General features: G+C 63.2%; 18 protein-coding genes and 1 other RNA gene. 8 read left to right on the plus strand and 11 right to left on the minus strand.

What is annotated here, in order from left to right; all coding sequences use genetic code 11:
• Positions 1 to 87: 87 nt before the first annotated feature.
• Positions 88 to 1,365: an MFS transporter gene (locus ACMGF8_RS03490; RefSeq protein WP_416758698.1), complete on the plus strand. Its 1,278-nt coding sequence runs from the start codon at positions 88 to 90 to the stop codon at positions 1,363 to 1,365.
• A gap of 6 nt (positions 1,366 to 1,371) precedes the next feature.
• Positions 1,372 to 2,304, plus strand: coding sequence for a fumarylacetoacetate hydrolase (locus ACMGF8_RS03495; RefSeq protein WP_207166732.1), 933 nt, complete (start codon positions 1,372 to 1,374; stop codon positions 2,302 to 2,304).
• 7 nt (positions 2,305 to 2,311) lie between these two features.
• On the opposite strand, the gene gcvP is transcribed toward ACMGF8_RS03495, so the two are convergent.
• Positions 2,312 to 5,185, minus strand: a complete 2,874-nt coding sequence (gene gcvP, locus ACMGF8_RS03500; protein ID WP_250329749.1) for an aminomethyl-transferring glycine dehydrogenase — start codon at positions 5,183 to 5,185, stop codon at positions 2,312 to 2,314.
• Positions 5,186 to 5,376: 191 nt separating this feature from the next.
• On the opposite strand from gcvP, the gene ACMGF8_RS03505 reads away from it, so the two are divergent.
• Complete coding sequence (locus ACMGF8_RS03505; RefSeq protein WP_207814967.1) at positions 5,377 to 6,516, plus strand: DegT/DnrJ/EryC1/StrS family aminotransferase; 1,140 nt, start codon at positions 5,377 to 5,379, stop codon at positions 6,514 to 6,516.
• A gap of 58 nt (positions 6,517 to 6,574) precedes the next feature.
• On the opposite strand, the gene gcvH is transcribed toward ACMGF8_RS03505, so the two are convergent.
• The 9 genes from gcvH to ACMGF8_RS03550 all read right to left on the minus strand — a co-directional run bounded on the left by gcvH (position 6,575) and on the right by ACMGF8_RS03550 (position 16,049).
• A complete protein-coding gene (gene gcvH / locus ACMGF8_RS03510; protein WP_102862178.1) occupies positions 6,575 to 6,958 on the minus strand; it encodes a glycine cleavage system protein GcvH in 384 nt (127 codons plus the stop codon).
• A gap of 52 nt (positions 6,959 to 7,010) precedes the next feature.
• Positions 7,011 to 8,093: a glycine cleavage system aminomethyltransferase GcvT gene (gene gcvT / locus ACMGF8_RS03515; protein WP_102862179.1), complete on the minus strand. Its 1,083-nt coding sequence runs from the start codon at positions 8,091 to 8,093 to the stop codon at positions 7,011 to 7,013.
• Positions 8,094 to 8,247: 154 nt separating this feature from the next.
• The gene (locus ACMGF8_RS03520) at positions 8,248 to 9,864 is read right to left on the minus strand and encodes an ABC transporter permease (RefSeq protein ID WP_102862180.1); all 1,617 of its coding nucleotides are present in this window, start codon (positions 9,862 to 9,864) and stop codon (positions 8,248 to 8,250) included.
• 241 nt (positions 9,865 to 10,105) lie between these two features.
• Positions 10,106 to 11,107, minus strand: a complete 1,002-nt coding sequence (locus ACMGF8_RS03525; protein WP_102862181.1) for an extracellular solute-binding protein — start codon at positions 11,105 to 11,107, stop codon at positions 10,106 to 10,108.
• A gap of 137 nt (positions 11,108 to 11,244) precedes the next feature.
• The gene (locus ACMGF8_RS03530; protein WP_250329826.1) at positions 11,245 to 12,462 is read right to left on the minus strand and encodes a 2-octaprenyl-3-methyl-6-methoxy-1,4-benzoquinol hydroxylase; all 1,218 of its coding nucleotides are present in this window, start codon (positions 12,460 to 12,462) and stop codon (positions 11,245 to 11,247) included.
• Positions 12,463 to 12,471: 9 nt separating this feature from the next.
• A complete protein-coding gene (locus ACMGF8_RS03535) occupies positions 12,472 to 12,957 on the minus strand; it encodes a DUF4442 domain-containing protein (protein WP_250329747.1) in 486 nt (161 codons plus the stop codon).
• Entirely contained in the window at positions 12,950 to 14,137 is a 1,188-nt protein-coding gene (gene ubiH / locus ACMGF8_RS03540) for a 2-octaprenyl-6-methoxyphenyl hydroxylase (RefSeq protein ID WP_102862184.1), read from the minus strand. The genes ACMGF8_RS03535 and ubiH overlap by 8 nt, the downstream gene beginning before the upstream one ends.
• Positions 14,134 to 15,468, minus strand: coding sequence for a Xaa-Pro aminopeptidase (gene pepP / locus ACMGF8_RS03545; protein ID WP_102862185.1), 1,335 nt, complete (start codon positions 15,466 to 15,468; stop codon positions 14,134 to 14,136). The genes ubiH and pepP overlap by 4 nt, the downstream gene beginning before the upstream one ends.
• 23 nt (positions 15,469 to 15,491) lie before the next feature.
• Positions 15,492 to 16,049: a YecA family protein gene (locus ACMGF8_RS03550; RefSeq protein WP_102862186.1), complete on the minus strand. Its 558-nt coding sequence runs from the start codon at positions 16,047 to 16,049 to the stop codon at positions 15,492 to 15,494.
• Between the two features lie 234 nt (positions 16,050 to 16,283).
• Between ACMGF8_RS03550 and ACMGF8_RS03555 the strand changes: the two genes are divergently transcribed.
• From ACMGF8_RS03555 to ACMGF8_RS03570, 4 genes are all read left to right on the plus strand, one after another.
• The gene (locus tag ACMGF8_RS03555; RefSeq protein WP_011064144.1) at positions 16,284 to 16,493 is read left to right on the plus strand and encodes a TIGR02449 family protein; all 210 of its coding nucleotides are present in this window, start codon (positions 16,284 to 16,286) and stop codon (positions 16,491 to 16,493) included.
• A complete protein-coding gene (locus ACMGF8_RS03560) occupies positions 16,490 to 16,813 on the plus strand; it encodes a cell division protein ZapA (RefSeq protein WP_016962902.1) in 324 nt (107 codons plus the stop codon). Before ACMGF8_RS03555 ends, ACMGF8_RS03560 begins: the two co-directional genes overlap by 4 nt.
• A gap of 23 nt (positions 16,814 to 16,836) precedes the next feature.
• Positions 16,837 to 17,015, plus strand: a non-coding RNA gene (ssrS, locus tag ACMGF8_RS03565) — 6S RNA.
• An 89-nt stretch (positions 17,016 to 17,104) separates the two neighbouring features.
• A complete protein-coding gene (locus ACMGF8_RS03570) occupies positions 17,105 to 17,710 on the plus strand; it encodes a 5-formyltetrahydrofolate cyclo-ligase (protein WP_102881235.1) in 606 nt (201 codons plus the stop codon).
• Between the two features lie 33 nt (positions 17,711 to 17,743).
• On the opposite strand, the gene ACMGF8_RS03575 is transcribed toward ACMGF8_RS03570, so the two are convergent.
• Positions 17,744 to 18,040, minus strand: a complete 297-nt coding sequence (locus ACMGF8_RS03575) for a hypothetical protein (RefSeq protein ID WP_102862188.1) — start codon at positions 18,038 to 18,040, stop codon at positions 17,744 to 17,746.
• Between the two features lie 47 nt (positions 18,041 to 18,087).
• Between ACMGF8_RS03575 and ACMGF8_RS03580 the strand changes: the two genes are divergently transcribed.
• The gene (locus ACMGF8_RS03580; RefSeq protein WP_416758707.1) at positions 18,088 to 18,537 is read left to right on the plus strand and encodes an EVE domain-containing protein; all 450 of its coding nucleotides are present in this window, start codon (positions 18,088 to 18,090) and stop codon (positions 18,535 to 18,537) included.
• The last annotated feature ends 21 nt before the right edge of the window (positions 18,538 to 18,558 follow it).

Here is an 18,558-nt window from a genome sequence, read left to right on the forward strand (position 1 = left end):
CCTGACGTTGCCGGGCTGTAAGGCAACGTCAGGCCGCACCCTCACGGCGCGCCGCGCCGGGTTCATGGTTTTCAAGGAAGCAGAGCGATGAACGCTGGAATACCAACCACGGCTGCCGACAGCCGTTACGAAAGATCCATGGTGCTGTTGCTGTCACTGAGTTTCGGGCTGGTGGGGCTTGATCGCTTCATCATCCTGCCGCTGTTTCCGGTGATCATGCACGACCTGCAACTGGACTATCAGGACCTGGGCTACCTGTCCGCCGCGCTGGCCTTCACCTGGGGGCTGTCCGCCCTGGGCATGGGCGGCGTGATCGAACGCCTGGGCACCCGCCGCGTGCTGGTGGCCTCGATTGCCGTGCTGTCGCTGCTGTCCGGCTTCTCCGCGCTGGCCACCGGCGTGCTGGGGCTGGTGATCCTGCGCGGGTTGATGGGCATCTGCGAAGGCGCCTTTACCCCGACCAGCATCATTGTCACCAACGAAGTCTCGCGCCCTGACCGACGCGGGCTGAACCTGGGTATCCAGCAGGCGCTGTTCCCGATTCTCGGCCTGTGCCTGGGGCCACTGATCGCCGCCTACCTGCTGCAGCTTTCCGGCTCGTGGCGGGCGGTGTTCGCCATCATTTCCCTGCCGGGCCTGCTGCTGGCCGGCTACCTGTGGAAGGTCTACCGGCCGCTGCCGGCGCCCTCCACCGCAGGCCTGTCTGGCAGCGCCGGGCGCAACTGGCTGGCGGCGTTCAAGAGCGGCAACGTCAGCCTGAACATCCTGATCATGTTCTGCATCCTCACCTGTCAGTTCGTGCTCTGCGCCATGCTGCCCAGTTACCTGACCGACCACCTGCACCTGGAAACCCTGTCCATGGCCTTTGTCATCTCGGCCATCGGCCTGGGCGGTTTCATCGGCCAATTGATCATTCCCGGAATGTCCGACCGCCTCGGACGCAAACCGGTGGTATCGGCCTGTTTCATGACCAGCAGCACCCTGGTGGGCCTGCTGATCGTCAGCCCGGCGATTCCCTGGCTGCTGTTTCTGCTGTTGTTCCTGCTGTCGTTTTTCAATTTCAGCCTGATCTGCATGACGGTCGGCCCGCTGACCAGTGAATCCGTGGCCCCGGCCCTGCTGCCGACGGCGACCGGGATTGTCGTGGGTTTCGGCGAGATTCTCGGGGGCGGGCTGTCCCCGGCCGTGGCCGGGTTTGCCGCCAGCTATTTCGGCCTGCCGTCGATCCTGTACGTGGCCCTGAGCGGCAGCCTGATCGGCTTGCTGATGTCATTTCTGCTCAAGGAAAGTGCGCTCGAACCTCGCCGGACGCGAGCCCCCGAGCCGCTGCCCATCCTCCCCGCCCCCTTGCCCCTGAAGGACTAGAGAATCATGGACGATTACCTGCTGTTGCTGGATGCCTGCCACAAGGAACAGCGCGCCATCGGGCTGTTCGACTTGCACAATGGTCGCAGCATGCATGCCCTGTCCGAACACGGTGGGTTATACGAAACCCTGCATTTCTGCGCCCGCCGGCACCTGGATTGGAGCGAGTACCTGCGCAGCCTGCCAGCCCATCCGCAACAGCCTTGCGAGGGACACCCGCAAGGGCCGCTGCGTCCGCCACTCAAACCCAGCGACAGCCTCCTGGCCCAGGTCAGCGAGGTCAGCCTGAACACCCCGAACACCCGCCAGGGCTGGTTCTACAAGGGCAACGGCAGCCTGCTCAAGACCGACGGCGAGGCGCTGATGATCCCGTATCACGCCCTGAGCATTTGCAGTCAGCCGGGCGTGTTCTGCGTGTATCTGGTGGACCACTTCAAGCAACTGCGCTTTGTCGGCTTCAGCCTGGGTCATGACATCCATGACCCGCTGCTCAGCCGCCAGGACGCCAGTTCCTGCGCACAATCACGCCTGCGCCAGTGCGCCATCACTCCGGCGCTGATCCTCGGCGAGCTGCAGAGCAGCCTGTCACTCAATGTACGGGTTGAACGCCAGGGCGTGCAGTTGTCCTACCTCAGCTATCGCCTTGATCTGCAGAACTGGTGGGCGATCCGCAAATACTCCCAGGCCTTCCTCGAACAGCATGAGCAGTTCCTGCAACCGGGCATGGTCCACTACGTGTTCCACAGTGCCTGCCGGCGTGAGAACGAACTGCAGCTGCAGCACGGCGACTGGCTGGACCTGGACTGCCCGGAGCTGGAGTTGGGCCTGAGCAACCAGGTCAGCGAAGAAGAGCTGCTGCACCTCTATCCCCTGGAGAGTCAGCCACACCGGGGCCGCGCCCACGGCAGCCGTCCCACGCGGCTACGCCAGCACTACTGAGGCGGACTCAGCGATAGGCCGCCACCGGGACACAGGCGCAGAACAGGTTGCGATCGCCGTAGACGTTGTCCACCCGGTTCACCGCAGGCCAGTACTTGTGGGCCCGGGCATGGCCACTGGGCAGCACCGCCTGCTCGATGCTGTAGGGCCGCTCCCAGATCCCGGTGATGTCCGCCAGGGTATGGGGAGCGCCCTTGAGCGGGTTGTCCTCGGCCGGCCAGTTGCCCTCCTGGACCTGGGCGATCTCGGCACGAATGCTCAGCATGGCCTCGACAAAGCGGTCCAGCTCAGCCTTGGACTCGCTTTCGGTGGGTTCCACCATCAGCGTGCCCGGCACCGGGAAGGACATGGTCGGGGCATGAAAGCCGTAATCCATCAGACGCTTGGCCACATCCTCCTCGGTAATCCCGGTCAGCGCCTTGAGCGGCCGCAGGTCGAGGATGCATTCATGGGCCACTCGGTCATTACGCCCGCTATAGAGCACCGGGAAGGCGCCGCTGAGCTGGGCGGCCAGGTAGTTGGCAGCGAGGATCGCCACCTCGCTGGCATCCGCCAGTTGCGGCCCCATCAAAGCGATGTACATCCAGCTGATGGGCAAGATACTGGCGCTGCCCCAGGGCGCCGCACTGACCGCGCCATTCTCTGCAAGCGGCCCGTCGATGGGCACCACCGGGTGATTGGCGACAAAGGGCGCCAGATGGGCGCGCACGCCGATCGGCCCCATCCCCGGCCCGCCGCCGCCATGGGGAATGCAGAACGTCTTGTGCAGATTCATGTGCGAGACATCGGCGCCGATGTCCGCAGGCCGAGTCAGGCCCACCTGGGCATTGAGGTTGGCGCCGTCCATGTACACCTGGCCGCCGTGGCTGTGGATAACTTCACAGATCTGGCTGATGCCCTCTTCATAGACGCCATGGGTCGAGGGGTAAGTGGCCATCAGGCAGGACAGCCGATCACCGGCGGCCTGGGCCTTGGCCGTCAGATCCTCCAGGTCGACGTTGCCGGCCTCATCGCATTCGACGATCACCACCTGCATCCCGGCCATTTGGGCCGAGGCCGGGTTGGTGCCATGGGCCGAGGCCGGTATCAGACAAATGTGCCGCCCGCCTTGCTGGCGGCTCTCGTGGTAACGACGAATGGCCAGCAACCCCGCGTATTCGCCCTGGGCACCGGAGTTGGGCTGCATGCAGATGGCATCGAAGCCGGTGATGGCGCACAACCAACGCTCCAGTTCCTCGATCATCAAGGTGTAGCCGACGGCCTGCTCCCGAGGGGCAAAGGGGTGCAGGTTGGCGAATTCCGGCCAGGTGATGGGGATCATCTCGCTGCTGGCATTGAGCTTCATGGTGCAGGAGCCCAAGGGGATCATCGACTGGTTGAGCGCCAGGTCCTTGTTCTCCAGTTGTTTGAGGTAGCGCAGCATCCGGGTTTCGCTGTGATGGGCGCTGAACACCGGATGCGTCAGGTAGGGGCTGCGGCGCAACAGGCTGTCAGGAAGACCCGAGGCCAGCACCTCGGCATCCAGTTCGGCGACGTCCAATCCATGATCCGCGCCGAGAAACACGTCCAACAGCCGGGCCACGGTGGTTTCGTCACAGGTCTCATCAAGGCTCAGGCCCAACTGGCCACGGCCGAGAATCCGCAGGTTGATCTGCAGCGCCTTGGCGCTCTCGATGATCGCGGTCTGACTGCCGCCCACCTCCAGGGTCAGGGTGTCGAAGAAGTGCCGGTTGACCCGCGTGATGCCGTGGCGCTCAAGGCCCGCAGCGAGGATGCAGGTCAATCGATGCACCCGCTGGGCAATGCGCTTGAGGCCAGCCGGACCGTGATAGACCGCATAGAAGCCGGCGATGTTGGCCAGCAGCACCTGGGCGGTGCAGATGTTGGAGTTGGCCTTCTCGCGGCGGATATGCTGCTCGCGGGTTTGCAGAGCCATGCGCAAGGCCACCTGCCCGCGGGCATCCTTGGACACGCCGATGATGCGCCCGGGCATCGCCCGCTTGTACTCGTCGCGACAAGCGAAAAACGCTGCATGAGGACCGCCGTAGCCCATGGGCACGCCGAAGCGCTGGGAGGAGCCCAGGACCACATCGGCCCCCAGCTCGCCGGGCGGGGTCAGTACCAACAGGCTGAGCAGATCGGTGGCCACACAGGCCAGGGCCTGCTGGGCATGCAACTGATCGATCAACGGCCGCAGGTCGCGGATCTCGCCGTGGGTATCCGGGTACTGCAACAGCGCGCCAAACACCTGATGCGCGGGCAAGTTATCCACAGCGTCGACGATCACCTCGAAACCGAACCCCTCAGCCCGGGTGCGCACCACGGAGATGGTCTGGGGATGGCAGTGTTCATCGACAAAAAACAGATTGCTCCTGGACTTGGCCACGCGCTTGGCCAGGGCCATGGCTTCGGCCGCTGCGGTGGCCTCGTCCAGCAAGGAGGCGTTGGCCAGATCAAGGCCAGTGAGGTCGATGGTCATCTGCTGGAAATTCAGCAGGGCTTCGAGTCGGCCCTGGGCGATTTCCGGTTGGTAGGGCGTGTAGGCGGTGTACCAACCGGGGTTTTCCAACACGTTGCGCAGGATCACCGTCGGCGTCAGGGTGCCGTGGTAACCCATGCCGATCAGGCTGGTCCAGACTTGGTTCTGCGCGGCATACCCCTTGAGCTTGGCCAGGGCCGCCTGCTCATCCAGTGCCGGTGGCAGGTCCAGGGCGCGATTGAGGCGGATGCCCGGCGGCACCGTCTGCTCGATCAGCTCGATCCGACTCCCCAGCCCGAGGCTGGCAAGCATCGCCTGCTGCTCCTCGAAATCGGGCCCCAGGTGCCGGTGGAGAAATGCGTTGGGCTCGCGTAACTGGCTCAGGGATGGCGACAGGGACATGGCAGGCTCTCTCCGATAAGCGGCGCTCAGCGTCGATGCAACAGGGTGCCAAGCAGCATAGCAGCCGATTCTGCGCGTCGACGCGCTGGCATCCCGAGGCAATCGGTACCATCATGCAGGGCGTCCGCGCGCCGGCCCCGGTGCGCCGCAACCCCTGCTCTCATCGTCCGCTTATCGGGTGCCCCATCGTCATGAGCCAACCGTCTTTCCTGCCGTTCTCCAAACCCACCATCGATGAATCCACCATCGCCGCCGTCGGCGAAGTGCTGCGTTCGGGCTGGATCACCAGCGGCCCCAAGGTCCAGGCGTTCGAAGCCCAGCTCTCGGCGTTCTTCGGCGGACGCAGCGTGCGTACCTTCAACTCCGGCACCTGCACCATGGAGATCGCCTTGCGCATTGCCGGCATCGGCCCTGGAGATGAAGTCATCACCACGCCGATTTCCTGGGTGGCCACCGCCAACGTGATTCTCGAAGTGGGTGCCACGCCGGTGTTCGCCGACATTGATCCGATCACCCGCAACATCGACCTGGCCCAGGTGGAAGCTGCTATTACGCCACGCACCAAAGCCATCATCCCGGTGTTCCTGGCCGGCTTGCCGGTGGACATGAGCCGCTTGTATGCCCTGGCCAAGAAACACGGCCTGCGGGTGGTGGAAGACGCGGCCCAGGCCCTGGGTTCCAGCTGGAATGGCCAACGCATCGGCGCCGGTGGCGACTTCGTGTCCTTCAGCTTCCAGGCCAACAAGAACGTCACTTCGTCCGAGGGCGGCTGCCTGGTCCTCAATACCCCTGAAGAAGTGCGCCTGGCCGAGAAGTACCGCCTGCAAGGGGTCACCCGCAACGGCTTCGACGGTCTGGATGTGGATGTGCTGGGGGGCAAGTTCAACATGACCGACGTCGCCGCCGCCATCGGCCTGGGGCAGTTTGCCCATATCGAGGCGATCACCGCCCATCGCCGTGAGCTGGCCCGGCACTACTTCGAATGCTTCGGCAGCGACTTCGAGGCCCGCTATGGCGCCCAGCTACCGCCGGCGGATTTCAGCAACAGCAACTGGCACCTGTTCCAGCTGGTGCTTCCGGAGCGCAAGGACGGCAAGCCGGCCCGCGCCACCTTCATGGAGCAGATGCAGGAACGGGGCATCGGCATCGGCTATCACTATCCGCCGATTCACTTGCTTAGCCTGTACCGCGAGCGCGGTTTCAAGGAGGGAATGTTCCCGGTAGCGGAACGGGTCGGTCGTCTGATCGTCTCGTTGCCGATGTTCACCGCCATGAGCAAGGCCGACGTGGAACGTGCGGTGGCGGCGGTGAAAGAGGTGTTGCAGGCTTAGGCCTTCGCGAGCAAGCTCGCTCCTGCACAACAAGAGCGGGCCTGCTTGCAGGAATGCCTTACTCGCCGATGGCGGCCTTGTAGCCGGCGGCGTCCAGCAGTTTCTCCAGATCGGCCGGGTTGCTCGGCTTGAGCTTGAAGATCCAGGCGTCGTAAGGCTCGCTGTTGAGCAGCTCGGGGCTGGTGCTCAGATCTTCGTTGACCGCGATCACTTCACCGGCCACCGGGGCATAGATGTCGGAAGCGGCCTTGACCGACTCCACCACGCCCGCCTGGTCCCCTGCGCCAAACACGTTGCCAACTTCCGTCAGCTCGACGAATACCACATCGCCCAGGGCTTCCTGGGCGTGGTCGCTAATACCCACGGTCACACTGCCGTCAGCTTCCAGACGGGCCCATTCGTGACTATCGGCAAAACGCAGGTGGGCAGGGATATCGCTCATGTTCTGTGTCCTCAAGAAGAAGTGTCAGCGGCGCAATGCCGGCTGGAAATAGTTAGATCAAGGTCTTGCCGTGGCGCACGAAGGTCGGTTTGACCACCCGGACCGGGTACCACTTGCCGCGGATTTCCACTTCGGCACGGTCAGCGGTGGCCATCGGCACCCGCGCCAGTGCGATCGATTTACTCAGCGTAGGGGAGAAACTACCACTGGTGATCTCACCTTCGCCAACATCGGCGATGCGAACCACTTGATGCGCGCGCAAAACCCCACGCTCTTCCAGTACCAACCCCACCAGCTTTTGCTTCACCCCGGACGCTCGCTCAGCCTCCAGAGCGGTACGACCGATGAATTTGCGTGACGACGGCTCCCAGGCAATGCTCCAGGCCATGTTCGCTGCCAAGGGCGAAACATCCTGGTGAATATCCTGGCCGTAGAGGTTCATGCCGGCTTCCAGGCGCAGGGTATCCCGGGCGCCCAGGCCGATAGGCGAGATCCCCGCTCCCACCAGATCGTTGAAAAAGGCCGGCGCCTGATCGGCGGGCAGGACGATTTCCAGTCCATCCTCACCGGTGTAACCGGTACGGGCGATGAACCAGTCACCGTCGGTGCCGGCTTCGAAAGGCTTGAGCTGTTGAATCAGGGCGCCACGGGACTGGGTCACCAACTCGGCGATCTTGTGCCGGGCCTGAGGTCCCTGGATCGCCAGCATGGCCAGCTCCGGTCGCTCGCGCAGTTGCACCTGGAACTCACCCAACTGCGCCTGCATCCAGGCCAGGTCCTGATCCCGGGTGGCGGCGTTGAGCGCGAGGCGATAAGCGTCCTCGAGGCGGTAGACGATCATGTCGTCGACGATGCCGCCGCGCTCATTGAGCATGGTGCTGTACAAGGCCTGGCCAGGGTGCTGCAAACGTTCGACATCATTGGCCAGCAAGTGCTGGAGCCAGGCCTTGGCCTGGGCGCCGCTGACATCGATCACGGTCATGTGCGATACATCGAACACACCGCAATCACGTCGCACCTGATGGTGCTCCTCGACCTGCGAGCCGTAATGCAAAGGCATATCCCAACCGCCAAAATCGACCATTTTCGCGCCGAGGGCGAGATGCAGGTCATACAGAGGCGTACGCTGTCCCATGGGTTTCTCCTTCCGGGCGTGGCGAGGGTGCGGACTGGCGCTGCTAGGGTGAAAGCCTTGAAATAGATGGCTTGCAGCCGATTTCAGCGTCCCGGCCAAACAACAGGCCGCACCGAATGCCGCGCATTGTAGCCGCAAGGTGCAAGGCTGGCACCTAACCGATTCGATGGGCTGAGCGACGAATCAGGCCAATCACCGGCAGCAGGCCAACCAGTACCAGGGTCAGCGCCGGCAACGAAGCTCGCGCCCACTCCCCTTCACTGGTCATTTCGAAGATCCGCACCGCCAGCGTGTCCCAGCCGAACGGGCGCATCAGCAAGGTGGCGGGCATTTCCTTGAGCACATCGACGAACACCAGCAAGGCCGCGCTCAGGGTCCCGGGCAGCAATAACGGTAGATACACTTTGAAAAACAGTCGCGGCCCACCCACCCCCAGGCTGCGCGCGGCTTCGGGCAGCGACGGGCGAATCCGCTCCAGGCTGTTTTCCAGCGGTCCGTAGGCTACCGCGATAAAACGCACCAGGTAGGCCAGCAACAAGGCGGACAGGCTACCCAGCAACAGCGGCTTGCCGGCCCCGCCCAACCAGCCGGACAACGGAATCACCAGTTCCCGGTCCAGATAGCTGAAGGCCAGCATGATCGATACCGCCAGCACCGAGCCGGGCAAGGCGTAACCGAGATTGGCCAGGCTGACCCCGGCGCGGATGCCTCGGGTCGGCGCCAAGCGTCGGGCGAATGCCAACAGCAAAGCCACGCAGACGGTGATCAGCGCCGCCATGCCTCCCAGGTACAGGGTGTGGACAATCAGCCCGGCATAGCGCTCATCCAGGTCGAAGCGCCCGCGCTGCCAGAACCACACCAGCAGTTGCAGCAGCGGGATCACGAAGGCACAGGCAAATACCAGCAGGCACCAGCCCGTAGCCGCCATGGCCTTGAGCCCAGACAGGTGGTACAGCGCCTTGCCCCGGGGCCGCTCGTTGCCGGTGCGACTGGCGCCGCGGGCGCGTCGCTCGCCGTACAGCACCAGCATCACCGCCAGTAGCAACAGGCTGGCCAGTTGCGCGGCACTGGATAGACTGAAAAACCCGTACCAGGTCTTGTAGATAGCGGTAGTGAAGGTGTCGAAGTTAAACACCGACACCGCGCCGAAATCCGCCAGGGTCTCCATCAGCGCCAGGGCGACCCCAGCGCCGATGGCCGGCCGCGCCATCGGCAGCGCCACGCGCCAAAAGGCCTGCCAGGGCGACTGCCCAAGCACCCGAGCGGCCTCCATCAAGCCTTTGCCCTGGGCCAGGAAGGCGTTGCGTGCCAACAGGTAGACGTAGGGATAGAACACCAGCACCAGCACCAGGATCACGCCGCCGGTGGAGCGCACTCTCGGTAGCCGCAAGCCTGTGCCGAACCATTCCCGCAGCAGACTTTGCACCGGTCCGGAAAAATCCAGCAGGCCGACGAAGACAAAGGCCAGTACATAGGCCGGGATCGCGAAGGGCAGCATCAGCGCCCAATCCAGCCAGCGCCGTCCGGGAAACTCGCAGAGGCTGGTGAGCCAGGCCAGGCTCACCCCCAGCAGCGTGACGCCAACGCCGACCCCGAACACCAGGGTCAGGGTGTTGCTCAACAGACGCGGCATCTGCGTGTCCCACAGGTGGGACCAGATCTGCTGGTCGACGGCCTGCCAGGACAGCAGCAGCACACTCAGCGGCAACAGGACCAGGGCCGCTACGGCGAAGACCAGGGGATACCAGCGACGTTGGGCAGGATGGGCCACAAAGAACTCTCGGGCAGGTGGAACAGACAAAAATACTTGCGCAAAACGCGTGGAGCGATGGAGCTTGCTCCCGCTGGGTGCCATGGCCGCCCCAACGGCTGCAACCACGTTACGCCAGTTGAATCACGTATTCAGGGCTTGCCACCGCTACGCGGTGGAACGGGAGCAAGCTCCCTCGCCACAAAAGCCCAACCGTTAAACAAAACGCCCCGCAAAAGCGGGGCGCAGTATAACGGCAGTCTCAGTTCCAGCCAGCGCGGTCCATCAAGCGAATGGCCTCGGCCTGGCGCTTGCCGGCGATCTCAACCGGCAGGGTATCGGCCACGAACTTGCCCCAGCTGGCCACTTCCGCAGAAGGCGCCACCGCCGGGTTGGCCGGGAACTCCTGGTTGACGTCGGCAAAGATCTTCTGCGCTTCAGGCGTGGTCATCCACTCCACCAGCGCCTTGGCCGCCTCCGGATGCGGCGCGTACTTGGTCAGGCCAATACCCGACAGGTTGACGTGCACCCCGCGATCGCCCTGGTTCGGCCAGAACAGCTTCACCGCCAGGTCGGGCTTCTGCTTGTGCAAGCGGCCGTAATAGTAGGTGTTGACGATGCCAACGTCGCATTGGCCGGCGTTGATCGCATCCAGCACCGCGATGTCATCGGAGAACACATCGGTGGACAGGTTGTTGACCCAGCCCTTGATGATCTCTTCGGTCTTCGCCGCGCCGTGGGTCTCGATCAGGGTGGCAGTCAGCGACTGGTTGTAGACCTTCTTCGCGCTACGCAGGCACAGACGGCCTTCCCACTGCTTGTCGGCCAGGGCTTCATAGGTGGTCAGTTCGGAAGGTTTGACCCGCTCGGTGGAGTAGGCCAGGGTCCGCGCCCGCAGGCTCAGGCCGGTCCAGGCGTGGTTGGAAGAGCGGTATTGCAGAGGGATGTTGCTGTCGATGACCTTGGAGGTGAACGGTTGCAGGATGCCCATCTGCTCGGCCTGCCAGAGGTTGCCGGCGTCCACGGTGAGCAGCAGGTCGGCGGTGGCGTTTTCGCCCTCGGCCTTGATCCGCTGCATCAGCGGCGCTTCCTTGTCGGTGATGAACTTGATCTTCACCCCGGTCTTCTGGGTGTAGGCATCGAACACCGGCTTGATCAGCTCATCGATACGCGAGGAGTAGACCACGACTTCATCGGCAGCATGGGCGGCGGTGCCGATGAAAGTGAGTGCCAGGGCGGTCAGTAGACGCTTCGGTGCCAACATGGGAGCAGTCTCTCGATTATAAAATGAGGCGAAATGATAAGGACTCCCATTTGCCTTCTCAACCGAACCTGACGCCGAGGCGTTACCAGATGTTGCGTAGAGCCGTCCGCCAGGAAGCTTCGCCGGCCAGCCGGCGCCTACGCTTGGGCCAGCTCTGGTAGATCGCCGCTCAGGCCCAGTGCCTGACGCACGAACAGCGCCTTGGCCTCGGGCATCTGGTCGACCATCTTCAGGCCAGTGTTGCGCAGCCAGCGCAGCGGCAACGGATCGGCCTGGAACAGCCGCTCGAAGCCTTCCATGGCCGCCATCAGCGCCAGGTTGTGAGGCATGCGCCGACGCTCGAAACGGCTCAATACCTTGACCTCGGCCAAGCGCTCGCCACGGCTGGCCGCTTGCAGCAGCACTTCGGCCAGCACTGCGGCATCGAGGAAACCCAGGTTGACCCCCTGTCCCGCCAGCGGATGAATGGTATGGGCGGCGTCGCCGATCAGGGCCAGGCCTTCGGCCACGTAGCGCTTGGCGTGGCGCTGGCGTAGCGGCACGCAAAGCCGAGGGTCGGCGCTGAGCACGGTGCCCAGGCGACCTTCGAAGGCGCGCTCCAGCTCAGCACAAAACGCGGCGTCATCCAGGGCCATCAAGCGCTCGGCCTCGGTGGGCGTGGTGGACCAGACAATGGAGCACCAGTCGTGCTGCCCGTCCCGTACCAACGGCAGAAACGCCAACGGGCCGGTGTCGGTGAAACGCTGCCAGGCGGTCAATTGATGGGGCTGGCTGCTGCGCACACTGGTGACGATGGCGTGATGCAGGTAATCCCACTCCCGGGTAGCACAACCGGTCAGGCGACGCACGGCCGAGTTGGCGCCATCGGCGGCGATGACCAAAGGCGCTCGCAGGACCCGGCCGTCCGCCAGGGTCAGCAGCCAGTCATCGCCGGAGCGGCGCATCTGCTCCAGGCGGGCATTGGCCAACAAACCGATGTCGCACTCGTGCAAACGCTCAAGCAAGGCATCCTGAACCACGCGGTTCTCGACGATATGCCCCAACACCTCGGCATGCACGCTGGAGGCCGAGAAGTGAATCTGCCCGGTGCCGCTGCCGTCCCAGACCTGCATGTCGCAGTAGGGGCTGCTGCGCCGTGCGGCAATACCGTCCCAGGCGCCAAGGCGCTGCAGAATCCGCTGGCTGGCGGCCGACAAGGCACTGACCCGGGGTTCGAACGGCGACTCGGCGTCGAAGGGTTTGACACTCAGGGAGCCGCCATCGAGCAGCAGCACTTCCAGGCCGCTGCCCTGCAACGCCAACGCCAAGGCACTGCCGACCATTCCAGCTCCGACAATCAGCACATCTGCGCGCATTTCCATGCTTTAGGCCTGTCTCGCTTGCGGCTTGAGCCGCACATAAAGGGTTTTATCGACCCGCGCCACCAGGGTGCCGGAGCCGTCATGAATCTCTACCTGCAACTGCGGCAGGTACTTCTCGCCCGTTGCGGTCTGCTGGCGCACTTCGTCGAGCAGCGCCTGGTCAATGCTGAACCGAGCAAACACCGGCCCCTTGCCCGGGGCGATGAAGTCGATGGCCGCGGCCTTGTCCCAGACGATGTAATCGCGTCCCAGGTTCTCCATCAGCATCAGCATGAAAAACGGGTCCACCATCGAATACAGGCTGCCGCCGAACTGGGTGCCGACATAGTTGCGGTTGTACCAGCCCAGCCCCATGGAGACCTGGACTTCGCGGAAATCCACGCTGATCTGGCGAACCCGCACACCTGCCCCCAGATAGGGCGGATACAGGTTCATCACCCAGCGCAGCAAGCGTGCCTTGCCGACGCGTCGAGTCAGCCACTCACGCATCCGGACGAGTACCCAGGCCCATGGCCTGGCGCGCGAACCAGCGCTTGGCCGGGGGCAGCAGGTCCAGTCCGAGCAAGCCAAGATTGCGCCCCACCGACAGCAGGGGGAGCTTGCTGCCGAACAGCCGCGTGACCTGATCGGAAAAACCCACGGTCAGGCTCTGGTCCAGGCGCTGGCGCTCGCGATAAGCCTGCAGCACGGCAAAATCGCCCGGCAGTTGTTCGCTGGCCAGCAAGGCATCCGCCAGGGCCTGGGCATCACGCAGCGACAGGTTGAAGCCCTGTCCGGCAATCGGATGCAGGCTGTGGGCGGCATTGCCCAGCACCACCAGATGGGAGCGCACCTGCTCTTCGGCTTCTACCAGGGACAGCGGATACAAATGCCGCGCCCCCACTTGTTTCAAGGTGCCCAGGCGGTAACCGAACACGCCCTGCAATTCGCTGAGGAAACTACGGTCATCCAGGTCGGCCAGACGCTGAGCGTCCATGCCCTGGCGGGTCCAGATCAGCGCGCAGCGATTTTCCGGCAATGGCAGCAACGCCATCGGTCCGTCATCGGTGAAGCGCTCGAAGGCCATGCCGTTGTGGGCTTCGCTGGGGGTGATGTTGGCAATCAGCGCGCTCTGGTTATAGGGGCGATTCTTGACCCCGATACCCAATTGTTCGCGCAGGCCGGAGCGGCCACCGTCGGCGAGCACCGCAAGGTCGCATTCCAGTGTGGTTTCGTCATTCAGGGTCAGGCGATAGCCGCCTTCCAGAGGCTCCAGGCGAGTGACCTCCGCCGGACAGCGCCAGCTGATCACGTCCTTGTCCAGTCCTTGCCACAGGCATTGACCGAGCCAGGCGTTTTCCACCACATAACCCAGGGCCGGAACCCCTTCTTCCATGGCCGACAGGCGCGCAGTGGAAAACCGCCCACGGTCGGACACATGAATCTGCTTGATCGGCTCGGCGCGCCGGGAGATCGCTTGCCACAAGCCCAGGCGCTGGTAGATCTGTCGGGCGCCAAAGGACAGTGCCGAAGAACGCGCATCGTAGCTGGGCTGGAAGCTGTCGCCGGGGGCGAAGGGTTCGATCAGCACGATCTTCCAGCCCCGGGCCTTGGCTCCGGCCTGCAGAGCCAGGGCCAGGCTTGCGCCGACCAAGCCGCCACCGATGATGGCCAGATTGACCCGGCTCATGAGGCCTGAACTCGGGCTGCTGCCATCAGCGCCTCGATCTCGGCGACGCTTTTGGGCACGCCGCTTGTCAGAATTTCACAGCCCTGCTTGGTCACTACCACGTCGTCCTCGATGCGCACGCCAATGCCGCGCCACTTCTTCGCCACTTGCTGGTTGTCCGGGGAGATGTAGATGCCCGGCTCCACGGTCAGCGCCATGCCGACCTCCAACACCCGCCACTCGCCGCCGACCTTGTATTCGCCGACATCGTGTACATCCATGCCCAGCCAATGCCCGGCGCGGTGCATGTAAAACGTCTTGTAAGCCTCGCTGGCAATCAGCTCGTCGACTGCGCCTTCCAACAGACCCAACTTCACCAGACCGGCGGTGATCACCCGGACCGTTGCCTCATGGGCCTGGTTCCAGTGCTTGTTCGGGGCGATCTCGGCAAACGCCGCTTCCTGGGCCGCCAGCACCAGTTCGTAGATCGCCTTCTGCTCGGGCGAGAACTTACCGTTGACCGGCCAGGTCCGGGTGATATCACTGGCATAGCAGTCGATTTCACAACCAGCGTCGATCAATACCAGATCACCGTCCTTGAGCAGGGCGTCATTCTGTTGGTAGTGCAGGATGCAGCTGTTGCGCCCGGCAGCGACGATGGAACCATAAGCCGGCATCTTCGCCCCGCCCTTGCGGAACTCGTAGTCCAGCTCGGCTTCCAGACTGAACTCGTGCAATCCGGGGCGACTGGCCTGCATGGCCCGGATATGGGCCTGGGCGGAAATCCGTGCGGCTTCGCGCATCACCTTCACTTCCGCCGCCGATTTATACAGGCGCATATCGTGCAGCAGATGATCCAGGGCAACGAATTCGTTCGGCGGCTGGGCGCCAAGGTGCGCTTTAGAGCGGATCACGTTGATCCAGTCCATCAGGTGGCGATCGAACTCGGGGTTGCTGCCCATGGCCGAATAGACCCGGTCACGACCTTCGATCAGCCCCGGGAGAATGTCGTCGATATCAGTGATGGGAAACGCATCGTCCGCACCGTAGTCACGGATCGCGCCTTCCTGACCAGCCCGCAGGCCATCCCACAGTTCCCGCTCGGCATTGCGCTCACGGCAGAACAGCACGTACTCACCATGCTCGCGACCGGGCATCAGCACGATCACGGCCTGGGGCTCGGGAAAACCGCTGAGGTATTGGAAATCGCTGTCCTGGCGGTAGACGTGCTCCACATCGCGGTTGCGAATGGCCACGGCCGCCGCCGGCAGGATCGCGATGCTGTTGGGCTCCATCTGCGCCATGAGCGCCTTGCGGCGACGGCTGTATTCCGCTCTAGGGATATGAATCATGGGCAGATGCAGTTCCCTGTCAGTCAGTGCAGAGAAGGCTTGGCAGCCGGTGCAACGGTCTTGTTGGTTTCGGTGAACAGCAGCAATGGCGCGACCCGCAGGTACTCCATCACTTCCATGTAGTCGCTTTCACCGTCGTCGGACTCTTCCAGCGCATCCTGTACCTGAGCGATGGCTGCAAGGTCCTGCAACACTTCCGTGGCCTCGACGCTCAGGGCGCTGCTGTCACGGGAATTGAGGCCGAAACCGGCGAGGAAACCCTGGCACCACTGGCCCAGGGCCGCGGCACGTTCGGTCAATGGCGCGTCGTCGCTGGGCAGCAGCAGGACCACGGTCATGTCGTCGCTGGTGAGCTCGCCCTTGACCATTTCCTGCAGGCCGATCAGGGCGTTGCGCACATTTTCTTGTGGCTCGCCTTCGAGCAGCTCGGAAGCATCCACCAGCCAGCCGTCGACCTCGAAGCCGGCGCCAGCGCAGCTACGGCCCAGCAACAGGCCGTGCAATTCGGCAGGAGAAACAGGATGACCGCTGCTGCTGAGCAGGGTGGCGAAGGCGTTGTACGGGGAATTCTGAATGGGCATGGGCAGCTAGGCGCCAAGCGGCGCAATGTCTAGAATGAAGGCCTTGTATCGTAGGGCGTGTCATCATTCATTGCCAGCGCCGCGTTGCGCCTTGCGCCCCGTTACAGCGGTCCGCGGGGCCTGGGGCGACGGACAGATTGCCGACCGACAGCACCCGATGCGCCAGGACTGTTCGGGCCGTCCAGGCGCTGCCCAGCCAGTTGCCACTCATCAGACCAACTTCAGTGGGACACAATGGAAGACACCGACCTGCACGCACTGATGGCCAGACTCGAACTGCTTATTACCCGGGTCGAGCAACTAAAGAGTCAAAACGCACTCTTATTAGCTCAGGAAAAGACCTGGCGCGAGGAACGCGCGCACCTCATTGAAAAAAACGAAATCGCCCGGCGTAAGGTCGAATCGATGATTTCGCGCCTCAAGGCCCTGGAGCAAGACTCATGAGTTCAAGCAATAGCGTTACCGTGCAGATCCTCGACAAAGAGTATTCGATCATCTGCCCCCAGGAAGAGCGCAGCAATCTGGTGAGCGCAGCCCGTTACCTGGACGGCAAGATGCGCGAGATCCGTAGCAGCGGCAAAGTCATCGGTGCCGATCGCATCGCGGTCATGGCCGCGCTGAACATCACCCACGATCTGCTGCACCGCCAGGAGCGTCCGGACGTGCAGGCCAGCGCCACCACTCGCGAACAAGTGCGCGATCTTCTGGAACGCGTCGACCTGGTCCTGGCCACCGATTCGGACGCAAGCAAGGCTGATTCCTGACAGCGGTTGCGGTATACTCCCGCCACTCCCTGGGGTGCTTGCCAGTTGGCGATGTCCCTGAGCCGATTCGCACTACCCTGGAAGTTGCACGTTGGGCTGGTGTGCATGTCCGCTAGACGGAAAGCCTTAAAGCCTGCTGCATCTTCCGCCTTGAACTTTCGGGTTCAAGGGCTAAGTCGACAGCGGTTCGCCTGGGGAGCCTGAATTCTCAACCAATGCCAGTTATCCATGCTGGCATTGGTTTTTCCGGGTAGGCTGTTCTGCCATGTCCGACTTTCCATAGCCTCATCCATGACCGAACCTGCGCCGCTTTCCCGCCCGCAACTTCGACGCATGCTGCGTAAAGCCCGTCGCTCCCTGACACCTGCCCAGCAACGCCAGGCCGCCAGCGGGCTGTACCGCCAGTTGGCGCAGAATCCAGTGTTTCGCCGAGCCCGACACCTGTCCCTGTACCTGCCCACTGACGGAGAGATCGATCCGCGCCTGCTGCTACGTGCCGCGCAACGCCGGGGCAAGGCCACCTACTTGCCAGTGCTCAGTGCCTGGCCACGGACCAAGATGGTCTTCCAGCGCGTACGGCCCGGAGAAAAACTGCGCCCCAACCGCTTTCGCATCCTCGAACCCAGGATCAACGTCGCACGCCAACGCAAGGTCTGGGCGCTGGATCTGGTGCTCCTGCCCTTGGTGGGATTTGACGAAGACGGTGGACGCCTGGGAATGGGCGGCGGCTTCTACGACCGCAGCCTGGCTTACCTGGCGCGGCGCAAGAGCTGGCGCAAGCCGAAGCTGCTGGGGCTGGCCCATGAATGTCAGAAGGTCGCGAGACTGGATCAGGCCAGCTGGGATGTGCCGCTACAGGGCACCGTGACTGATCAGGGATGGTACTGCGCCCGATAGACGTCGCGCTGGCTCAGCGACGCCGGGACGGATTCAGCGCTTGAAGGGTTGCGGCTGTTGGGCAATCTCGATCGGGGCATCGGTCTTGTTGGCCCATAAGCTCTGCGCATAACCAGTGGTCACAACGCCCAAACCGAACAAAATAACCAAAATCCATAGTAAATCCGGTTGGCGTTTCATCGATTGCCCCCCCTCGGGCAAGTCACACACGATGACAGCAACGGTTTCCATAACAGGCCGTGCAGCAGCGTCAAGCTTAAAATCCCGGCATTCTGCGATAACGTGAACCGACACGCAAATGCTGGCGTCAACCGACTGTCGGTTTGTCATAAAATCCTCCGACAACCTGCCCAACCACCCTTTGGAGGGTAAGAAACATGGCCTATTGGCTGATGAAATCCGAGCCAGACGAACTCTCGATCCAGGACCTGAACAAGCTTGGAAAGGCCCGTTGGGACGGTGTGCGCAACTACCAGGCACGCAACTTCCTGCGCGCCATGGCCGTCGGCGATGAGTTCTTCTTCTGCCACTCCAGTTGTCCGGAGCCAGGCATCGCTGGCATCGGCCAAATCATCAAGGCGGCCTACCCGGATCCCACCGCCCTGGAACCGGACAGCGTCTATTTCGACCCCAAGTCCAGCGCCGAGAAAAATGCCTGGAGCGCAATCGACGTAGCCCACGTGGAAACCTTCAACAAGGTCCTGCGCCTGGACTATCTCAAGCAGCAGACTGCCCTCGCTGAAATGCCCCTGGTGCAAAAAGGCAGTCGCCTGTCAGTCATGCCAGTGACCGCAGAGCAATGGGCGGCTGTGCTCTCTCTACGTTGAGCAACCCGCCCCGGTGTGCCG

The organism is Pseudomonas sp. BNK-7 (genome assembly GCF_048072025.1).
Lineage (GTDB): Bacteria > Pseudomonadota > Gammaproteobacteria > Pseudomonadales > Pseudomonadaceae > Aquipseudomonas > Aquipseudomonas danubii.